This is a genomic window from Kocuria sp. ZOR0020 (assembly GCF_000800955.1).
GTDB classification, from domain to species: Bacteria; Actinomycetota; Actinomycetes; order Actinomycetales; family Micrococcaceae; genus Kocuria; species Kocuria subflava.
On record NZ_JROX01000058.1, the window covers coordinates 12,752 to 29,138 of the forward strand.

Annotated in this window: 15 protein-coding genes; 9 read left to right on the forward strand and 6 right to left on the reverse strand. The window is 65.3% G+C overall.

What is annotated here, in order from left to right:
• Nucleotides 1-95 precede the first annotated feature (95 nt).
• Entirely contained in the window at nt 96-689 is a 594-nt protein-coding gene (locus L979_RS04120; RefSeq protein WP_081993751.1) for a tripartite tricarboxylate transporter TctB family protein, read from the forward strand.
• A gap of 1 nt (nt 690) precedes the next feature.
• A complete protein-coding gene (locus L979_RS04125) occupies nt 691-2,196 on the forward strand; it encodes a tripartite tricarboxylate transporter permease (protein WP_047689571.1) in 1,506 nt (501 codons plus the stop codon).
• Between the two features lie 78 nt (nt 2,197-2,274).
• Here L979_RS04125 and L979_RS04130 read toward each other — a convergent pair whose 3' ends face one another.
• Nucleotides 2,275-2,994: a response regulator transcription factor gene (locus L979_RS04130; RefSeq protein WP_052209459.1), complete on the reverse strand. Its 720-nt coding sequence runs from the start codon at nt 2,992-2,994 to the stop codon at nt 2,275-2,277.
• 323 nt (nt 2,995-3,317) lie between these two features.
• On the opposite strand from L979_RS04130, the gene L979_RS16955 reads away from it, so the two are divergent.
• Nucleotides 3,318-4,049, forward strand: a complete 732-nt coding sequence (locus L979_RS16955; protein ID WP_052209460.1) for a transglycosylase family protein — start codon at nt 3,318-3,320, stop codon at nt 4,047-4,049.
• Nucleotides 4,050-4,136: 87 nt separating this feature from the next.
• Here the strand turns inward: L979_RS16955 and L979_RS04140 are convergent, their stop codons facing one another.
• Nucleotides 4,137-4,976, reverse strand: a complete 840-nt coding sequence (locus L979_RS04140) for a CoA ester lyase (RefSeq protein ID WP_047689574.1) — start codon at nt 4,974-4,976, stop codon at nt 4,137-4,139.
• A gap of 267 nt (nt 4,977-5,243) precedes the next feature.
• On the opposite strand from L979_RS04140, the gene L979_RS04145 reads away from it, so the two are divergent.
• Nucleotides 5,244-6,131 carry a hypothetical protein gene (locus L979_RS04145; RefSeq protein WP_047689577.1) on the forward strand — a complete coding sequence of 296 codons (888 nt, stop codon included), beginning with the start codon at nt 5,244-5,246 and terminating at the stop codon, nt 6,129-6,131.
• Between the two features lie 100 nt (nt 6,132-6,231).
• On the forward strand, nt 6,232-6,594 hold the full coding sequence (locus tag L979_RS04150; protein ID WP_047689579.1) for a hypothetical protein: 363 nt from the start codon (nt 6,232-6,234) through the stop codon (nt 6,592-6,594).
• On the opposite strand, the gene L979_RS14375 is transcribed toward L979_RS04150, so the two are convergent.
• Complete coding sequence (locus tag L979_RS14375) at nt 6,595-7,230, reverse strand: TetR/AcrR family transcriptional regulator (protein WP_081993754.1); 636 nt, start codon at nt 7,228-7,230, stop codon at nt 6,595-6,597. It lies immediately after the preceding gene.
• Between the two features lie 98 nt (nt 7,231-7,328).
• Nucleotides 7,329-8,501 carry a hypothetical protein gene (locus tag L979_RS04160; protein ID WP_047689581.1) on the reverse strand — a complete coding sequence of 391 codons (1,173 nt, stop codon included), beginning with the start codon at nt 8,499-8,501 and terminating at the stop codon, nt 7,329-7,331.
• Nucleotides 8,502-8,836: 335 nt separating this feature from the next.
• On the opposite strand from L979_RS04160, the gene L979_RS14380 reads away from it, so the two are divergent.
• Nucleotides 8,837-10,234, forward strand: coding sequence for a hypothetical protein (locus tag L979_RS14380; protein ID WP_052209462.1), 1,398 nt, complete (start codon nt 8,837-8,839; stop codon nt 10,232-10,234).
• 55 nt (nt 10,235-10,289) lie between these two features.
• On the opposite strand, the gene L979_RS04170 is transcribed toward L979_RS14380, so the two are convergent.
• The gene (locus L979_RS04170; RefSeq protein ID WP_231559387.1) at nt 10,290-11,222 is read right to left on the reverse strand and encodes a BadF/BadG/BcrA/BcrD ATPase family protein; all 933 of its coding nucleotides are present in this window, start codon (nt 11,220-11,222) and stop codon (nt 10,290-10,292) included.
• 505 nt (nt 11,223-11,727) lie between these two features.
• Here L979_RS04170 and L979_RS04175 point away from each other — a divergent pair.
• Nucleotides 11,728-12,138 (forward strand): RNA-binding S4 domain-containing protein, encoded by a 411-nt coding sequence (locus L979_RS04175; RefSeq protein ID WP_047689612.1) that lies wholly within the window; start codon nt 11,728-11,730, stop codon nt 12,136-12,138.
• Between the two features lie 9 nt (nt 12,139-12,147).
• On the opposite strand, the gene L979_RS04180 is transcribed toward L979_RS04175, so the two are convergent.
• Complete coding sequence (locus L979_RS04180; protein ID WP_047689586.1) at nt 12,148-13,566, reverse strand: hypothetical protein; 1,419 nt, start codon at nt 13,564-13,566, stop codon at nt 12,148-12,150.
• Nucleotides 13,567-13,783: 217 nt separating this feature from the next.
• On the opposite strand from L979_RS04180, the gene L979_RS04185 reads away from it, so the two are divergent.
• Nucleotides 13,784-15,223 (forward strand): MATE family efflux transporter, encoded by a 1,440-nt coding sequence (locus L979_RS04185; protein ID WP_081993756.1) that lies wholly within the window; start codon nt 13,784-13,786, stop codon nt 15,221-15,223.
• Nucleotides 15,224-15,399: 176 nt separating this feature from the next.
• On the forward strand, nt 15,400-16,281 hold the full coding sequence (locus L979_RS04190) for a universal stress protein (protein ID WP_047689592.1): 882 nt from the start codon (nt 15,400-15,402) through the stop codon (nt 16,279-16,281).
• The last annotated feature ends 106 nt before the right edge of the window (nt 16,282-16,387 follow it).

Sequence of the window (16,387 nt, forward strand, 5' to 3'; positions counted from 1 at the left end):
ACGGCACCTCGCAACCCCTTTCGGGTACGCGGCACCAACGCTGAGCGGACGCGCATGTGTCATGGACTGACCGCACCACATCACCTAGGACCATCGTGAACTCACCGTCAACGGAGACGACTTCGGGGCCGCCCTGGGACACGCCTCCCGCATCATCTGCCGAGTCCGCTGCAGGGCAGGGTCGTGCATCGGAGCCTGGGCGGGGGCAGGGTTTCCTGCCCGGTCGTTCGGGTCTGGTGATACCGCTGGTCCTGGCCGGGATCAGCACCTACCTGGTATACGGCATGGTCACCATGACCGTTCCGGAGAACACTGATTTCCCCGGCCCTCGCTTTTACCCCATGCTGCTGGCCATTGTGGGATACGTCCTGGCCGCACTGCTTGTGCTGGATGTCTTGCGCCACCCGGAGAAGCGGGATGCTGAAGATGCCGCCTCCTACACGTTCCACTCGGACTGGAAGGCCGTGGCGTGGCTGGTGGGCGGCTTCCTGCTGTTTGCTCTGGGGATCGAGTTCCTGGGCTGGATCATTGCCGGAGCCCTGTTGTTCTGGTGTGTTGCCCGCGGGGTGGGCAGCAAGCGGCCCGTCTTTGACCTCTCCTTGGCGTTGGTGTTCTCCAGCCTGATCTACCTGGGTTTTGCCGTGGGTCTGGGTCTGAACCTTCCCTCCGGTCTGTTGGGAGGCCTCTGACATGGAATCTTTGAATCTACTGGCGGAGGGCTTCCAGGGGGCGCTGACCCCCATGAACCTGTTGTGGGTTCTGGTGGGCTGTTTGTTGGGCACCGCCGTTGGCGTGCTGCCCGGTCTGGGCTCCTCCATGGCGGTGGCGCTGCTGCTGCCCATGACCTTTGCCCTGGATCCCACCGCGGCGTTCATCATGTTCGCCGGTGTCTACTTCGGTGGTCTGTTCGGGGATTCCACCATGGGCATCCTGATGAACACCCCGGGGCAGGGCTCGGCCATTGCCTCCACGTTCGAGGGTCACAAGATGGCCCTGGCGGGCAGAGCGCCCCAGGCTCTTGCCACCGCCGCCATCGGTGCCTTCATCGGCGGTATGACGGCCTCCGCGCTGGTGGTGTTCCTGGCCCCCAGGTTGGCTGAGCTCTCGGCCATGTTCGGTCCGCAAGAGTACTTTGCCCTGGCCTTGTTCGCATTCGTGGCCACCTCCTCCGTCGTCGCTGATTCCGCGGTCAAGGGTCTGGCGTCATTGGTGATCGGTCTGGCCATTGCCACTGTGGGCATTGATGCCATGTCCGGTGTGGAGCGATTCACCCTGGGTGCCCCACAGATTTTTGACGGCATCTCCCTGATCACCGTGACCGTGGCCATCCTGGCCCTGGGTGAGGTCCTGCACGTGGCCTCCCGGCTCAAGCGGGAACGCAACCCCCGCCAGGTCAACGTCAAGGGTCGGCCGTTCCTGAAGCGGCATGAACTCAAGGAGGCCGCACCCGCCTGGGCACGTGGCACAGCCATCGGCCTGCCCTTTGGTGTGATTCCGGTTGGTGGCTCGGAGGTCCCCACGTTCATGGCTTACGACCTCGAGCGTCGACTGGACCGTCGTCGTAAGGATCCGCAGTTCGGCAAGGGTGCCATCCGTGGTCTGGCCGCACCGGAGGCGGCAGGAAACGCCACCACCGGTACCGCCATGGGTGCGCTGCTGGCACTGGGTCTGCCGGTGTCCTCCACGGCGGCCATCATGCTGGCTGCCTTCCAGCAGTACGGCCTGCAGCCGGGTCCGTTGCTGTTCGAGCGTTCCACGGACCTGGTGTGGCCGTTGCTTGCCAGCTTCTTTGTGGCCATGGTGGTCCTGTTGATCCTGAACCTGCCGTTTGCGCCGCTGTGGGCCAAGCTGCTGCTGATCCCCAAGCCGTACCTGTACGCGGGCATCACCGTGTTCTGTGGTCTGGGTGTGTATGCAACCTCGGGCCGGATCTTTGACCTGATCCTGCTGTTGGCGTTGGCGCTTCTGGGTTTTGCCATGCGCCGCTACGGGGTGCCCTTGGCTCCGCTCATGATCGGCATGGTCCTGGGGCCGCTGGCGGAGTCCAGCCTGCGGGATGCCTTGCTGAGCTCCGGTGGTGACTGGTCCATCCTGGTCTCCGGTCCCATCCCGCTGGTGCTTTACGGCGTGCTGTTGCTGATCCTGGCCATCACGGTGCGCTCCAAGGTGGTCAACCGCACCCGCCGGGACGTCTGAGCCACTCCTCTCTTCCACCCCCACCCGCCGAGTAGGCCGTTTGATCGCTGCTGACCCACTCAGGGGCGATCAAACGGCCTATTCGGCGGGGAAGGGGTGAGGGGATTCCATCCTGTAGCCCACCCCGCGGACCGTTTTGAGGCAGTCCCGCACACGGTGCTCCGCAAGTTTGGTGCGCAGCCCGGAGACCGCCTGTTCCAGCACGTTGGAGCCCCACTCCTCCGCCGGGTCCCACACGGACTCACGCAATTGGTCGCGGGTCAGGGTGCGTCCGGCATTGCGCAGCAGAACAGCCAGCAGACGGAACTGCACCGGCGTCAGGTCCAGGTCCTGCCCGTCCACCAGAGCCCGATGCCCCAGCAGGTCCACCGTCACCGCCCCGTGCGTGAACTCGTCAGGTTCCCACGTTGCCGGTCGCCTGCTCAGGGCTCGCAACCGCGCCCGCATCTCCACCACACTCACAGGCGCCTCCAGAACGTCATCCGTCCCGGCTTCAAGCGCCTTGGCGGTGGAATGGGGGTCCGTGTGCTGGGCCAGGACCATGACCGGAGTGTGGATCCCGTCCGTGCGCAGCGCCTGGGCCACCACGGTGTCGTAGGTTCCGGCGGCCTCCACGGTCAGCACCACGGCGTCAGGCTGATGGTCCACACATGCCCACGGAAGGGCCGATGGCAAGCTGATTCGTTGCACGCTGTCCGCGGCATCAGCCCAGTCCGGGTCCACAGTCCGTGTCTGGACAGCACCAGCCGGCCCCGGGGGTTGGGTGGCCGAACGCAGGTCCACGGTGAAAATTCGCATGAAAAAAATATGGGCAGATTGGCTGTGCCCAACCTGTGGCCCGGACCAGGCGCCCCTGAGTCTTGCCCCACCCTTGTGCACCGCCTCCGGCCGCCGTTTCTGCCCCCGCCCCACCCACGACGACGACGCGCCGCTCACCGTGCGCAGGTCCCTCCAACCTGTCCGCCGGACACAGTTCCGTCAGGAAGCCGACATGCTTGCCCTCAATCCTGATTGGCATGGTTCGAGCCGCCGGCTATGCCCCAAGGCTGCGTGACCGAATGATCAACCGGGTGTGGCCGCAAGGGCCGGCGCCTGGAGCCGAACTCTGGAACGGAGAGAACATGACCACCACAATGACCGCCCCCGCCCGTCGTCGATCCTTGGTGCGCCGCGGTGCCCTGGGTCTCTCAGGTGCCGCACTGATGATCGGTGCAGGTTTTGCCGCCGCACCTGCCCAGGCCGCCGACACAGGAATCCCCGCCTTGGAGGCCATCAAGAGCTGCGAATCCGGCGGGAACTACTCGGCGGTGAACGCCTCCTCCGGTGCCTCCGGGGCCTACCAGTTCCTGGATTCCACGTGGCAGTCCATGTCTGCCGCCGCCGGCTATGCAACGGCCGCCAGCGCCCCGGAATCCGTGCAGGACGCTGCCGCGATCGAGCTCTACAACGCACAAGGCACCACTCCGTGGGCGGCCTCCGAGTCATGCTGGTCGGGTTCGGTTGCCGGCAGCACCGGAACCGGCACCACGGCAACTGCTGCCACCACCGCCCCTTCTGAAGTGGCCGCTGATGAGACCACCTCTGCATCCGAGGATATGACTCCGGAGGCGGATCAGACGGTTGTGACTGTCCAGGACGTGGCCACCGCGCAGCCAGCAGTGGAGACCAGCACGTCGGTCCCCTCTGACCCTGCCCCCGCTGCCACCGCCACCGCAGGCGCGCCCGCTGACCCCGCCATCGCAGGCGAATCCGCTCAGATGGACCAGTTCGTCCACGGTGCACAGGGCGGTGCCGAGCACAGTGCCCAGCACGGTGTCGACCACGGTGCACAGCTGGCCGGGGCAGCCTGCTGACCGTCGGCTGACGGCTCGTAGATGTCGACCCCCGCGGGAACTGTCGAGGTTCATACCGCGGGGGTCGATCACATCTCACTGCGTGGTTCAGGCGTGTGGGCCGTCCAGGATGGCACGTGCCCGCGCAAGCACAGGTGCTTCCACCATGGATCCGTCCACGGACGTGGCGCCGTCGTCGGCGTGAATGACCGAGCGGGCCCACTCGATTTCGTCCATGGTGGGAGCAAAAGCCTGGGCCACAGCATCCACCTGTGCCGGGTGGATGCAGGACTTGCCCGTGAAACCGTCTTCCTTGGCCAACCGTGCAGCCACTTGAACGGGGCGCAGGTCCTTGAACTGCGGAGTGGGTGAATCCAGCGGCCCGGCCAGACCCAGGGCGCGGGAGACCGTGACCAGGCGGGCGCGAGCGGCGTCCATGGTGCGGGAATCCAGGGCACATCCAAGATCCTGGGCCAGATCCAACGTGCCTGTGGCCAGTCTGATCACCGCGTCCTGGGCAGCCAAGGCTTCCAGGTGCAACAACCCGGCTGCTGACTCAATGGTCCCCACCAGGTGGGTGCCGGGCAGGGCCTCCCGCACGGATCTCAGATGCCCTGTCTCCTCCACCTTGGGAACCACCACGGCGTCCAACAGCTCCACAGTGCCCACGGCAGCCAGTGCCTTGAGGTCTTGTGCGCCTGCCTGTGTCCTGGGGGAGTTGATGCGAACCGCCACGGCAGCACTCAGACGGCCATGCCTGCTGGTTCCACCCAGCAGCGCCATCAGATTGTCGCGGGCCTGGTCCTTGTCCTGGCCGGCCACGGCATCTTCCAGATCAACAATGACCACATCGGCCCCGGAGCTCTGTGCTTTGAGGACCCGGTCAGGTCTGCTCGCGGGGGCGAACAGGGTGGTTCGGGCGGTGCTCAGCAGTGGCGTGTGCGTCATGACACAAGCCTAGAAGCCTTGCGCGTCACGGGGCAGTGGTTCAGCTGAGGCGGGGACAGGTTTGCGCTCAAGAGCGTGCAAACACAGGCCCCGAAAGAAAAATTCTTGTGCCTGGGCTGACCTGGGAATTTGCTAATGCATTACGGACTGTGACGTTGTAGGGGTTTGCAAATGCGAATAAGAGGTGTTTCACTCGTGGTGTGCCGGTGATCCAAGGCACACAGCAAACCACTCGACAGTCCGCCCCTTTTCCTCAAGGAGGTCGTCATGACCAAGAACCTCTCTCTCCGTACCCCGTTGACCGTCGGCCTCCTGGCCGTCACCGCAACCTTTGGCCTGGCCGGTTGTGTCCCCACCGGAGGCAGCCAGCCCGCTCCCACGGAAACCACACAGTCCCAGCCGAGCCCGACGGAAACCACCCAGCCCACCCACACTCCGGACTCCACCAGCTCCGCAACGCCCAGCGGCTCCGGTGACAAAACCGGCACCAGCTCTGCCAGCCCCAAGAGCACCAGCAGTTCCGCTGCTTCCACCGGGGATGTGGACACCACCCAGTTGAAGGGCGAGCCCATCTCCACCGTCAAGGGCAAGGGTGGTGACACCGTGGAGGTCCCGGAGCACGACGGCCCCATTGTGGTGGTCCTTGAGAACACCTCCTCCAGCAAGTACACCTACCTCTACGCCAAGGCTGACCACGGAGGAATCCTCAGTGGTGTGGACACGGGTCAGCAGTCCATCAACTTTGTGGACCCGTACACCCCGTACAACCCCACCAACACCAAGTCCTACGAGATCCAGGGGGATTCCAGTGAGAGCTTCACCATGAGCTTCTACGACGTCGACTCCCTCCCCACCGCGGGACCGGACCAGACCATCACCGGTGATGGCTTTGGCGCGTTCAAGTGGGAGGGGGATGAGGACGTCACCGTCAAGGCCAGCCACGACGGCGGCGGAAACTTCATCGTCCACGGTGAAGACACCGAGGATGGCGGCCAGGGCACGCAGTACACCTTCAACGAGATCGGTGCAGGCTACGGCTACCTGGACGTCGACGCCGGCGAGTACTACATCGTGGTGGAGGCCGACTCCGGATGGAGCTTTGAGCCTTCCACTCCTGAGGAAGCCGACGCCGACTCCGGCACACCTGCTGCCTGAGACCCACTCTGATGATGCCCCGCCAGATGTGATCCTCCAGGATCCATCCGGAGGGGCATCATCCACATCCACCCCACACGACCTCCGATAGGGGTCAGCCATGAACATCGCACTCAACAGTTTTCGGGCCTCAGCAGCCCTTGTCACCAGTGGTCTCTTGGTGGTTCTGGGTGCCACCGCTGCAGGTGCAGCACCAGGCCGACCGGCTGAGACCGCTCAGGACCGCGGCGTTGTGACCGGCCCTGCGCCCGTCTGCAAGGCCAATCCGTGTAGGTCGAAGGAGCCCGTCATCCGGCCCAAACTGAATCGGGACACGGTGCGCTCGCAGGACTGGGTGCGGGATGCCTGGTCATGGGAGATCATTGCGCCGGATGCCGGATGCCGGATGCCGGGGCGCTGGGCGTTCGAGCGGCCTGGTGTGAGGCTGATGCAACGGACTGCAGGATCCGGCAGCATCACGTGATCAGCAGTGAGTGAGCCCGTTCAGCAGCGTTGACCATTGGCATGCCAGGGCGTTGAGGAACAGATCCTCTTCCAGGATGGCCTCATGCAGGACCATGGAGGACAAGCAACTTTCGGTGCCGAGCATCAGGCTGACCATGTGCACCTGCCGGGCGGCGAGCTCCCGTGAGGGCAGCTCGCCGCCCTGGTGGTTTCCGGATCCGCAGCGCAGTGCCTGCAGGCCCGATGCTGTTTCCCGGCACAGTTCAACCCGGGCCCGGTGGACGTCGCTGTCCTCGGCCATGGCTTGTTCCATGGCGTCCAGCTCCTCCGGATGCGCCCGCCACACGGCCACCACTTGAGCCAGCCACACGCGGCAGGACTGCACCGAGTACTCCGGGAGGTGGTCCAGCTGGGAGTAAATGCGGTCCAACTCCGGGCGCAGTTCCAGCATCCACTCCAGGACGATCTCCGACTTGGAGTGGAAGTACAGGTAGAGGTTGGCTCGGCTCGACCCGGCGGCTGCGGCAACCTGTGACATGGATGTGGCGCCGTAACCGTGTTCCTTGAACAGGGTCACTGCGGCGTCCACAAAGCGTTGTCGAGTCTCCTCCGCCCGGGACACAGGCCCGGGCGCAGCAGTGGGTTGGGCAGTCATGCCACCAACATACCCAGTGTGAATCACCTCACATACCCTGACGGGCCATGAAGTTCCACAAAGGGGTGCTGTCCAGCCCGCCGGTCACACGCTCTGATTCAGATCAACAACCCCACCAGGATCAGGATCCCCACCAGAACGGCAGCGGTGATTCCCCAGTTGCGCAGGACGTTCTTCTCATCCGCCCGCTGCGCCTCAGACATGGGTCCGTCAAACAGTGCGCGGGGGTCGTAGGCACGCCGCGGGCCGGGTCCAGGCTGGTCCTGATGTTGGGCATCCGGGTCACTCCACCGCTGGTCCTCGAACCGGTCTCCGTAACGCGGTTCATCCTTGGGCCCGTCCGAACCCAGCCCCCACCCGCGTGAAGCCTCGTCCTGGGGATTGCCCTGAGAACTCGGTTCCCGGCCTCCCGGGGAGTCGTGGAAGCCCACCGGCTGACCGTGGTTCGGATCGGCTTGCGCAGGTGGCTGGTGGTCGTGCGTGGGGGCCTGGGGAGTCTCCGACGGCGGCTGGGTGGATTGCGCATCCCGGCCCAGGAGGTTTTCCAGGGCGCGGTCGTCATGGTGGGACCAGGAACTCGGCTGCGCATCGGAACCGTGGTCCGGGTGTGCGCTGCTCGACGACGAAGACGCCGTCGATGACCCTGTCTGCGATCCTGGTGATCCATCCGGAGACGACGCCGCAGGGCTCGTCCCGTCCGAGGTCTCAGATTCCGTGTCCCGTGTCTGACGCGCAGCCTGATCAGCCCGTCCCAGGGCTTCCGTGAACTGGCGCAGTTGATCCTTGCGGGTTCGGTGGGTGCCGCGTTGATCAGCCAGTTGAACGGCGCGTTGGGAGACCTTTTGATAGATGGCGCCGTCGTCGTCAATGCCCAGGGTTGCGGCGGTGCGGGCTGCGGACACGGGCGGTTCCCCTGGTGAAGCCGTGGAAGCCCAGGTCAGCAGGGACACAATCACAGGGTCCCCCAGCGCCTGACGCGCTGCCGGCTGCAGATCCGGTGCCCAGGAGAGCTCCAGCACGGTGGGGTCCACGGCCTGATCCGCGTCAATGCGTGAGGTTGCTGAGGGGTCCTGGAACATGCCGGAGAGGATCACGGCTGCCGCAACCCGGTCGGCGGGAGTGTTGCCCGGGCCGTTCACCACGTCCTGAAGGGTCTTCTGTGCGGAGTCGCCGGCGGAGGCCACGGTCTGGCGCAGCAGGGACGGCTCGGCGGTCAGTGCCGAGGGGCGGCGCAGGGCGTCATGGGCTGCCGTGGGATCAAGGTCGGCCACGTGTAATCACCTTTTCGGGTCTGTGGTCGGGCGGGCGTCATCTTGCAAGACTGCTGTGTTCTTCCCATGAGCCTACGCTGCCCGGTTTCTCAGCCGCAGTGCTTGCAGCCGTCGGGAGCGCGCCGCGCAGTGGCACATCCCTGACGGCATGTCACACAAGGTCCAACGGTTTGAATCTGCAAACAATTACAGTCACCTTGTATTCATGTAGTCGGCCGGGTCCGTGACCCGGGTGGAGAGACTGTCCCAGCAACGGTGCACCCCCTTCTGGTTTCCTCCCAGGGGACCGTGCTGAGACCACTCCACACGCTTGATCCAAGTCATGAGGAGCACCCGTGGCCCGCAGTTTCAACCCTCCGCCCAACTGGCCCAAGCCTCCCGAAGGCTGGCAGCCGCCCCCAGGGTGGCAGCCCGATCCCGCCTGGGGCCCCGCCCCTGAGGGCTGGGACCTCTGGACCGAAGACCCCCAGACCGATGATTCCACGGCCTCGGACGCATCCGGTGCAGAATCCGGAACCGATGGCGGCGCGGGTGCCGCAGGCGCTGCAGGTGCCGGTGCTGCCGCAGGTGCGGGTTCGCCGTCGGCACCGTCCTTTGGCGGGCAGGATGCCGGAACCGGTACCAGCCGCATGCCGCAGTACCAGGGCTCGGATGCGCCCACCACGCAGCAGTCCGTGAACTCCCCGGAGCCCACGGTCCGTGATGCCGGAGGTGGCCAGTTCGCCGCCAACCAGGCACCCCAGTACAACGCGCAGGGTGGGGCCGGTACGCCCTACCAGGCCGGTGGAACAGGCAACGTGCCCCCCAACTCGGGCGGTTCCGGTGCCACCGGTGGTGGCGGCCGTTCCAAGCTGCCCTGGATCTTGGGGGCTGTGATCGCCCTGCTGTTGGTGATCCTCCTGGTCCTGGTGTTGGCCCTGAGCGGCATTTTTGGTGGCAACGATGAACAAGCCTCCGACGAAGAAACCCAGTCACAGACCCAGGATCCCGGCAACGACGTCTCACCGGGCGGTATGGCCACCGCGGATGCCGGAGCCACCGGTGGGGGCAGCCCCACGGTCTCCGAGGAAGCCACCCGCCTGAACGTTGATCCGGAAGGCGCCACGGAGGTTTCCAATCCCACGGAACCCGTGGAGACCTTCACCCAGGACGACGGTGAAATTGAGCTGCCTCGCCCCAACGGAGACGACGCTCCGCAGCTGATTTCCGTCACCTCCAAGAACGGCAGCTACGTGACCTTTGAAGCCGAACGCGAAGACGGCTCCGATGCCTACGTGACCGGCAGCTCCAGCAACCGCGAAAGCTTCCAGCTGCTCAACGCCTATTCCTACGATCGCGGCAACCCCGTGACCAAGGTTTGGACCGAGGACGAGGACGCTGAGTTCGAGATCAAGGTCTACAACCTGGACGACCTTGCCAACGTGGACGGCGGCAGCGTCAAGGGCGACGGCGATGCTGTGTTCACCGTGGACGTCCAGGACGGCAGCACCTGGTACAAGATGAGCCACAACGGCAGCTCCAACTTCATTGTCTACGCCTCGACCGATTACGAGGACGGCACCTACGGCAACCAGGAATTGGCCGCCAATGAGATCGGCCGTTCCGTGGTCTACACCGAATACGGCGAAGGCAAGTGGTTGGTCTCCGTGGATGCCGACGGCAAGTGGGGCTTTGAGGAGTCCACTGAACAGCTGGCCCGTGAAGCAGCTGTTGCGGAGATCATGAACAACTGATCCGCCCCGCCTCACGTGAACACCGGCCCGGTTCCTACAAGGAACCGGGCCGGTGTCAGTTCCGGGGTGGTTGCCCCGCCAGGTGAAGGGTGCCCATGACCGGATCCTGTTCAAGGACCACGACGTCGGTCAGCCCGGCATCATCTGCCAGGTCCCGAAAAGCGCTGCGCACCTGAGCGGAGTGTGAAATCAGCCCGCCACCCACCACCACGGGGCCGGTGACACCCAACTGGGTGACCACAGTCTTGGCTGCCGTGACCAAGTGCGTTGCGGCTTGCAGCAGCAGTTCTTGTGAATCCTGGTGGCCGACTGTGGCGTTCTGGTCCACCAGCCGGGCCAGTCCCGCCCACTCGGTGCGCTCCGCGTGGGAGTGGAAATCTGCAATAAGGTGATCTCGGGCGTCCAGGCCACGGGCCTGCAACACGGCGCAATCCAGATCATCTGCCGGGAGTCCCATGTCGTGGCGCCGTAGAGAGCGCCGCACAGCTTCACGTGCCACCCACCAACTGCTGCCCTCATCACCCAGTAGATGGCCCCAGCCGCCGCTGCGGGACTCCTGCCCGTCCGCGGTGCGACCCCACGCCACGGACCCGGTTCCTGCAATCACCGCGATCCCCGTGTCCTGCCCTCCGGCCGCCAGGATCAAGCGGGTGTCGTGCACCACCGTGATGTCCAGGCCCTTCTGCCCTGGGACGACTCCCAGGGCTTGGGCGATCCTGGCGCGTAGCTGCTCGGCGTCCTCCGGGGTGTCAACGCCGCCGGAACCAGCCACCACGTGCAGTGCCGTTCCCGCGGGAAGGGGGCTCAGCCCAAGATGGCTGGCCACCTGATCCAGGGCCGCCACGGCGGCCTGGGCACTCACGTTCTGCACGTTGGCACTGGGGCCGTTGGCCCGAGCCACCACGTTCCATTGGCCGGCGGTGTACTCCGCCACCAGGCCCTGGGTGCTGGTTCCACCGATGTCCAAGCCGAGCAGCATGTGTGTCATGTGCACCATCTTGAGGGTTCGGGAGCACCTTTGAAACACGCTTTGGGCCGCATGACGGCGGGTGAAACTGGCCAAAACCGTGATTGCAAAATGGTTAACGGCACACGGCACAAAAAGAACCCCGCAGCGTCGCGATCGCTGTGGGGTTCTTGAAAATCTCGATCCTACTGCGGGTTCGGCATTGCCACCGTGCTGTTCAATGGTTTCTGCCTGCGCCACGGATTCCGTCTTCCGGCTTGTTGATGTCCCGTCAGGTTCTTGTGCGGGTGCAATTCGTCATCCGGTCGATGGGGTGGTCTGCTCCGGCCTGTTAGCTCACGGCTCCTGCAGCCTTGCCCGTTTCGGTCTCGCTGAGTGTCCGCATCTCCATCCGAACTCCTTGTCCCTCGAGAACTGATGCTTGAAAGATACGCCCGCCGCCGGGGGCGATCAACAGCAAAATCACTGTTGTGGCAACAGTTTCCGTTGAGGTCAGAGCTTCCATTGAGGTGAGAGCATGGACGGCATGGCACCTCGGGAGAATTCACCAGGGCCCACGACTGCACAGGACAGTGGGCCGGCCTCAGTCCGGCTGGACGTCTGGTTGTGGTCGGTACGGGTGTTCAAGACTCGTGCAGCGGCCACCACGGCATGCAGGGCCGGTCACGTCAGATTGAACCAGGCTCCCGTCAAGGCCTCCCAAGCGGTACGCGTGGGGGACACCGTGGTGGTGCGCCGCCCTGGGTGGCAGCAGGTTCTGGAAGTCACTAAACTGCTGGTCAAAAGGGTGGGTGCCCCTGTGGCGCGCGAGTGCTACAACGATCTCTCCGAACCACCGCCACCCCAGATCCGTGCTGCGGTGCCGCGCCGGGATCCAGGTGCCGGGCGCCCCACTAAGAAGGACCGCCGCAAACTGGATGAGTTGCGCGGCCACTGAGCTACCTGCTCAGTCCTCCCGGCGCTTGCCCATGACGTAGCCAAAAATGGAATCGGCCTCCACCTTGCGGTCGTAGATCTCACGTTCGGCTTCTGCTTTGGAAGGAGCTCCGCTGCGGCGCACCGTCCGCATGTGACTGGTTCGGGCGTCAGCGGCCGGGTTCCCCGGGTTGGCGTGGGCCGCTGGATGATCGGTCACCCGCTCACCCAGGTATTTGCGCAGTCCTCGGCCCCGTCCGCGGCCGTTGGTGGGTTCAGTCTCTGCAACCTCTTGCCGTGAGGTGGGGCGGCGCCCTGGCCTGCGTCCGGCCGGCGCATCCGTGGATTGTCCATTGCGCTTGAGTCTTGCCTGGTGAGCCCGTTGGGCGGAGCGATCCACCAGGACCACCTGTTCGTCCTCTGCTGCCACGCGGGCGCGCTTGGGGCGGCGTGGTTTGCGATCATCCGGGTGCAACGGGGCTGTGTCCTGCTCACGGACCACCGGGATCTCCCCGGTGGACTCGTCCCCGGGGTACTGATCGTCATCCGCGTACACGGGAATCAGGTCCGTGGTCTCAGCTCGGTAGGTGTTGGGGTCCTGGATGGCCTCGACGCGCACGTCATTTCCACCCAGCCGACCGTTACCACCCAGCCGGTCATGACCGGCATACCGACTGCCTGGCGCTTCATCCGCCATGGCCTGCCGCAGTTGTTGTTCCCGCTGGTAGGGGTCGGGGTGCGCGGGCAGGTGGTGGGTGTCGACGTCGTCGTCGTGGTCCCAGGCTTCGTCAGCGGTGATGACCACCACGCGGCTGCCATCCGGTGACTGTTGAGCCGAGCCCGGTCGGCGTTGCCGATCCGTGCGGAAGTCGGTCCAGCCTCCCCAGGCACGCCAGCTGCGCCATGCGAGCCAGGCGATGGTGACCCACAGGATCAGGGCGGCGCGGCCGTAGCCTGTGGCCAGCCAGATCATCAGGCCGAGCCCCACCACAACGCCCAATCCCAGGGGCAGCAGCGCCAGGGGGGTCTGCACGGGGACCCAGCCCAGGGTGCGCGCGGAGAAAGCCCCCGGGCGTGAGCCTGTGGCAGGGCGCCAGTTGCGCACCCTGACGCCGCGCAACACCGCATCCTGTTCACCAGGGTCCCAGGCTGCTGCGCCGTGGGAGAGCAGCAGACGATCCCGGGCAGTGGCGGCGGTGAGCACCAGGTGAATGCCGATTGCCACACACCCCAGGGGCAGACCAACGGCCAGCCAGATGGCCAGCACACGCAGCACCATGGAGGTTTCATGGGCGTCGTAGACCTGGAAGTTCAACATGTTCCAGGTGATGTGAAAGAGCAGTGAACCGAACACCGTCAGGCACAGGCCGTTGACCACGGCTCGTGTGCGTAACGGAGGCCAGGAGGGCAGGCCACCGTTGTGGATGCGCCCTCTCACTGAGCGGGCCATGGCTCCTCCTGCGGATGGTGACGGGGAAGGCTCACCGGGGCGGTGCAGGGCAATCGGGATGGTCCAGTCCAATGGGGATGGTCGGGTCCAATTGCTGTGGCCTCGGTGAGGGACAGCGCCGCACACCCGCTGCTGAGTGGTCTTGGTGGGCGCTGTCAGCCACAGGCTAGCAACCACGGCACACCGGGCCGGGGTGTGGCACAGTTTTGACGCGCGGATGAGCTGTATCCGCCCCTGGCAAGGGCATCACCACGGAACAGGAGGGCCAGTGGCCAGAAGACGATCAGCGGCGGCAGGCCGGCGGCCGGTGCGGCGCGACGGCCTCAATCGCCAGATCCTGGCGTTGGCGGTCCCGGCCTTTGGTGCCTTGATCGCAGAGCCGTTGTTCCTGTTGGCGGACACGGTGATCGTGAGCCATTTGGGTACGGACCCTCTGGCGGGCGTTGCCCTGGCCAGTGCGGTGATCCAGACGGCTGTGGGCCTCATGGTGTTCCTGGCCTACTCCACCACCCCGGCCGTGGCCAAGCATGTGGGGGCCGGCCGGATGGCGCAAGCGTTGGCGGTGGGGCGTGACGGCCTGTGGTTGGGAGCGGTGCTGGGTGTGCTGCTGGCCGGGTTGGGTGCAGCCGTGGGGCGCCCGCTGCTGAGCGCCACGGGTGGTTCCGGCCAGGTGCTGGAACAGGCTGTGACCTATCTGCACTGGTCCCTGATCGGGATCCCCGCCATGTTGCTGGTCACCGCCGGAATGGGGGTGCTGCGTGGTCTTCAGGACACCCGCACACCGCTGGTGATCGCCATGTCTGGTGCGGTCTTCAACGTGGGTGCCAACGTGGCCCTGGTCTACGGCGCGGGCATGGGCGTGGCCGGTGCGGCACTGGGAACCAGCATCACCCAGTGGCTGATGGCCTTCACATTCATGGTGCTGTTGGCCCGCAAGGCCGCTCATCACGACGTCGGCGTGGGCACCACTGCGCGCCGGCTCACTGCCCTCATGGGGGTGGGGTCGTGGTTGATGCTGCGCACGGTCTCCCTGCGGGTGGCCCTGATGCTGACGGTGGTGGTGGTGACTGCTCAGGGCGCACATAATCTGGCGGCTTATCAACTGGTCATGACCATCTTCAACGTGATGGCCTACGCCCTGGACGCGTTGGCAATCGCCGCTCAGGCGTTGGTGGGCAAGGAAACCGGGGCGCGGGACCTGCGTGCCCCCGGGGCTGCGGGGCAGGAGGAACGCGACCAGGTCAAGCAGTTGATGCGCCGCATCCTGGTGTTCGGCCTGTGGTTCGGGGTGGTCACCGGATTGGTGGTCGGTCTGGTCCTTCCCTGGACCGCTCCGTTGCTGACCCCGGACGCTCAGGTACAGCGATTGTTCGCCGCAGCTCTGGTGGTGGTGGCTGTGGGTCAGCCCCTGGCGTCGTGGGTGTTCGTGCTGGACGGTGTCCTGATCGGTGCCGGTGATGCCCGCTACCTGGCTCTGGCCGGGGTGATCAACCTGGTGGTGTACCTGCCGCTGCTGTTGGTGGTGCATCTGGCTTCACTGGCTCAGATGCCTGGACTGATCTGGCTGTGGGTGGCCTACGCCTTCGGTTACATCGGGGCGCGGGCTGTCACCTTGGGGGTTCGTGTGCGGGGGGATCGCTGGCTGCTCAACGCCTGAATGTGGCGGCTTGTGGCGGGTGTGCACCACGGGAAGTCACCTGGAGAGTCGTTGCCAAATTTCTGGGGCCGAAAAGCACCTGAAGCCATAGAATGGGGGTGGAGAGGCGAAGACGCCAATCTGGGTGACCGACCCATACGTCTCGTCCTCCCTGACCCAGAAGAGAGGGCTGAGCGATGACTGAGAAGATTCTCGTCGGATATGACGGCTCTGCATTTGCGGAGCATGCATTGGATTGGGCCGTTGAAGAGGCCAAGGCAGCCGATGCCCCATTGACCGTCGTGGTTTCCACCGGCCGCCCCGTGGTGGCAGATGCCGCCATCACCGGCCCGTTCCTGGAGAAGATCGAGGAAGAGGCGGAAGAAACCGCAAAGGCCGGCGTGCAGAAGGCGCTGGATGCCGGAGTCAAGGCGGAAGGTGTCCTGGAGCGCGGTGACGTGGCCGGGGTGCTGGTTCATGAGTCCGGACCCAACTCCTTGATTGTTCTGGGCAAGCGTGGACTGCACGGCATCCGTGGACGTCTGGGCTCCGTGTCCGCAGCCACCGCTGCACACGCCAAGTGCCCCGTGATTGTGCTGCCGGATGGTTGGGACTCCCAGGACGGCGAGTTCTCCGGACGTGTTGTGCTGGCAGTGGACAAGCTGGGCCCCAAGTCCCCGGCGGTCCGCCATGCAGCCAGCTACGCCCAGCGTCACGGCAAGGGCCTGTCCATCGTGACCGTCATCCCCACCATCACCTCCCTGCCCTCCGGCTCCGCCGAGCTGGACAAGGCCATTGCGGACCAGCTCACGGAGCCGGCACGCACCCTGTGCCAGGCGGTCGAGGACGTTGCTCTGGAGCAGGCGCCTGGTCTGGACACCAAGATTCACGTGCTTTCCGGTCGTCCCGCAGATGCCCTGGTGGAGGCTTCCAACTCTGCTGACCTGGTGGTCCTGGGCACCCGTGGCCACGGTGGTTTCCGTGGTCTGCTGGTGGGCTCCGTCTCCCAGGCAGTTCTGGTGGACGCCGTCTGCCCGGTCATGGTGGTCCCCAACAAGTCGGAGGCTGACGCGGACTGATTCCCCCAGTGGGGGAACCTACCCACCCGGGGCAGGCGCCCGTACCGGTTGACTGAAGTCTGAGTCGCAGCGCGGCGGCAGCAACGTCCTCAGTGGCGTTGCTGCC

Excerpts from the sequence above, each read along its gene's own strand:
- L979_RS04150 (WP_047689579.1), top strand. The coding sequence starts at position 6,232 with ATGAACATCGCACTCAACAGTTTTCGGGCCTCAGCAGCCCTTGTCACC.
- L979_RS14375 (WP_081993754.1), bottom strand. The coding sequence starts at position 7,230 with ATGACTGCCCAACCCACTGCTGCGCCCGGGCCTGTGTCCCGGGCGGAG.
- L979_RS04185 (WP_081993756.1), top strand. The coding sequence starts at position 13,784 with ATGAGCTGTATCCGCCCCTGGCAAGGGCATCACCACGGAACAGGAGGG.
- L979_RS04130 (WP_052209459.1), bottom strand. The coding sequence starts at position 2,994 with ATGCGAATTTTCACCGTGGACCTGCGTTCGGCCACCCAACCCCCGGGG.
- L979_RS16955 (WP_052209460.1), top strand. The coding sequence starts at position 3,318 with ATGACCACCACAATGACCGCCCCCGCCCGTCGTCGATCCTTGGTGCGC.
- L979_RS04140 (WP_047689574.1), bottom strand. The coding sequence starts at position 4,976 with ATGACGCACACGCCACTGCTGAGCACCGCCCGAACCACCCTGTTCGCC.
- L979_RS04170 (WP_231559387.1), bottom strand. The coding sequence starts at position 11,222 with ATGACACACATGCTGCTCGGCTTGGACATCGGTGGAACCAGCACCCAG.
- L979_RS04190 (WP_047689592.1), top strand. The coding sequence starts at position 15,400 with ATGACTGAGAAGATTCTCGTCGGATATGACGGCTCTGCATTTGCGGAG.
- L979_RS04180 (WP_047689586.1), bottom strand. The coding sequence starts at position 13,566 with ATGGCCCGCTCAGTGAGAGGGCGCATCCACAACGGTGGCCTGCCCTCC.
- L979_RS04175 (WP_047689612.1), top strand. The coding sequence starts at position 11,728 with ATGGCACCTCGGGAGAATTCACCAGGGCCCACGACTGCACAGGACAGT.
- L979_RS04125 (WP_047689571.1), top strand. The coding sequence starts at position 691 with ATGGAATCTTTGAATCTACTGGCGGAGGGCTTCCAGGGGGCGCTGACC.
- L979_RS04145 (WP_047689577.1), top strand. The coding sequence starts at position 5,244 with ATGACCAAGAACCTCTCTCTCCGTACCCCGTTGACCGTCGGCCTCCTG.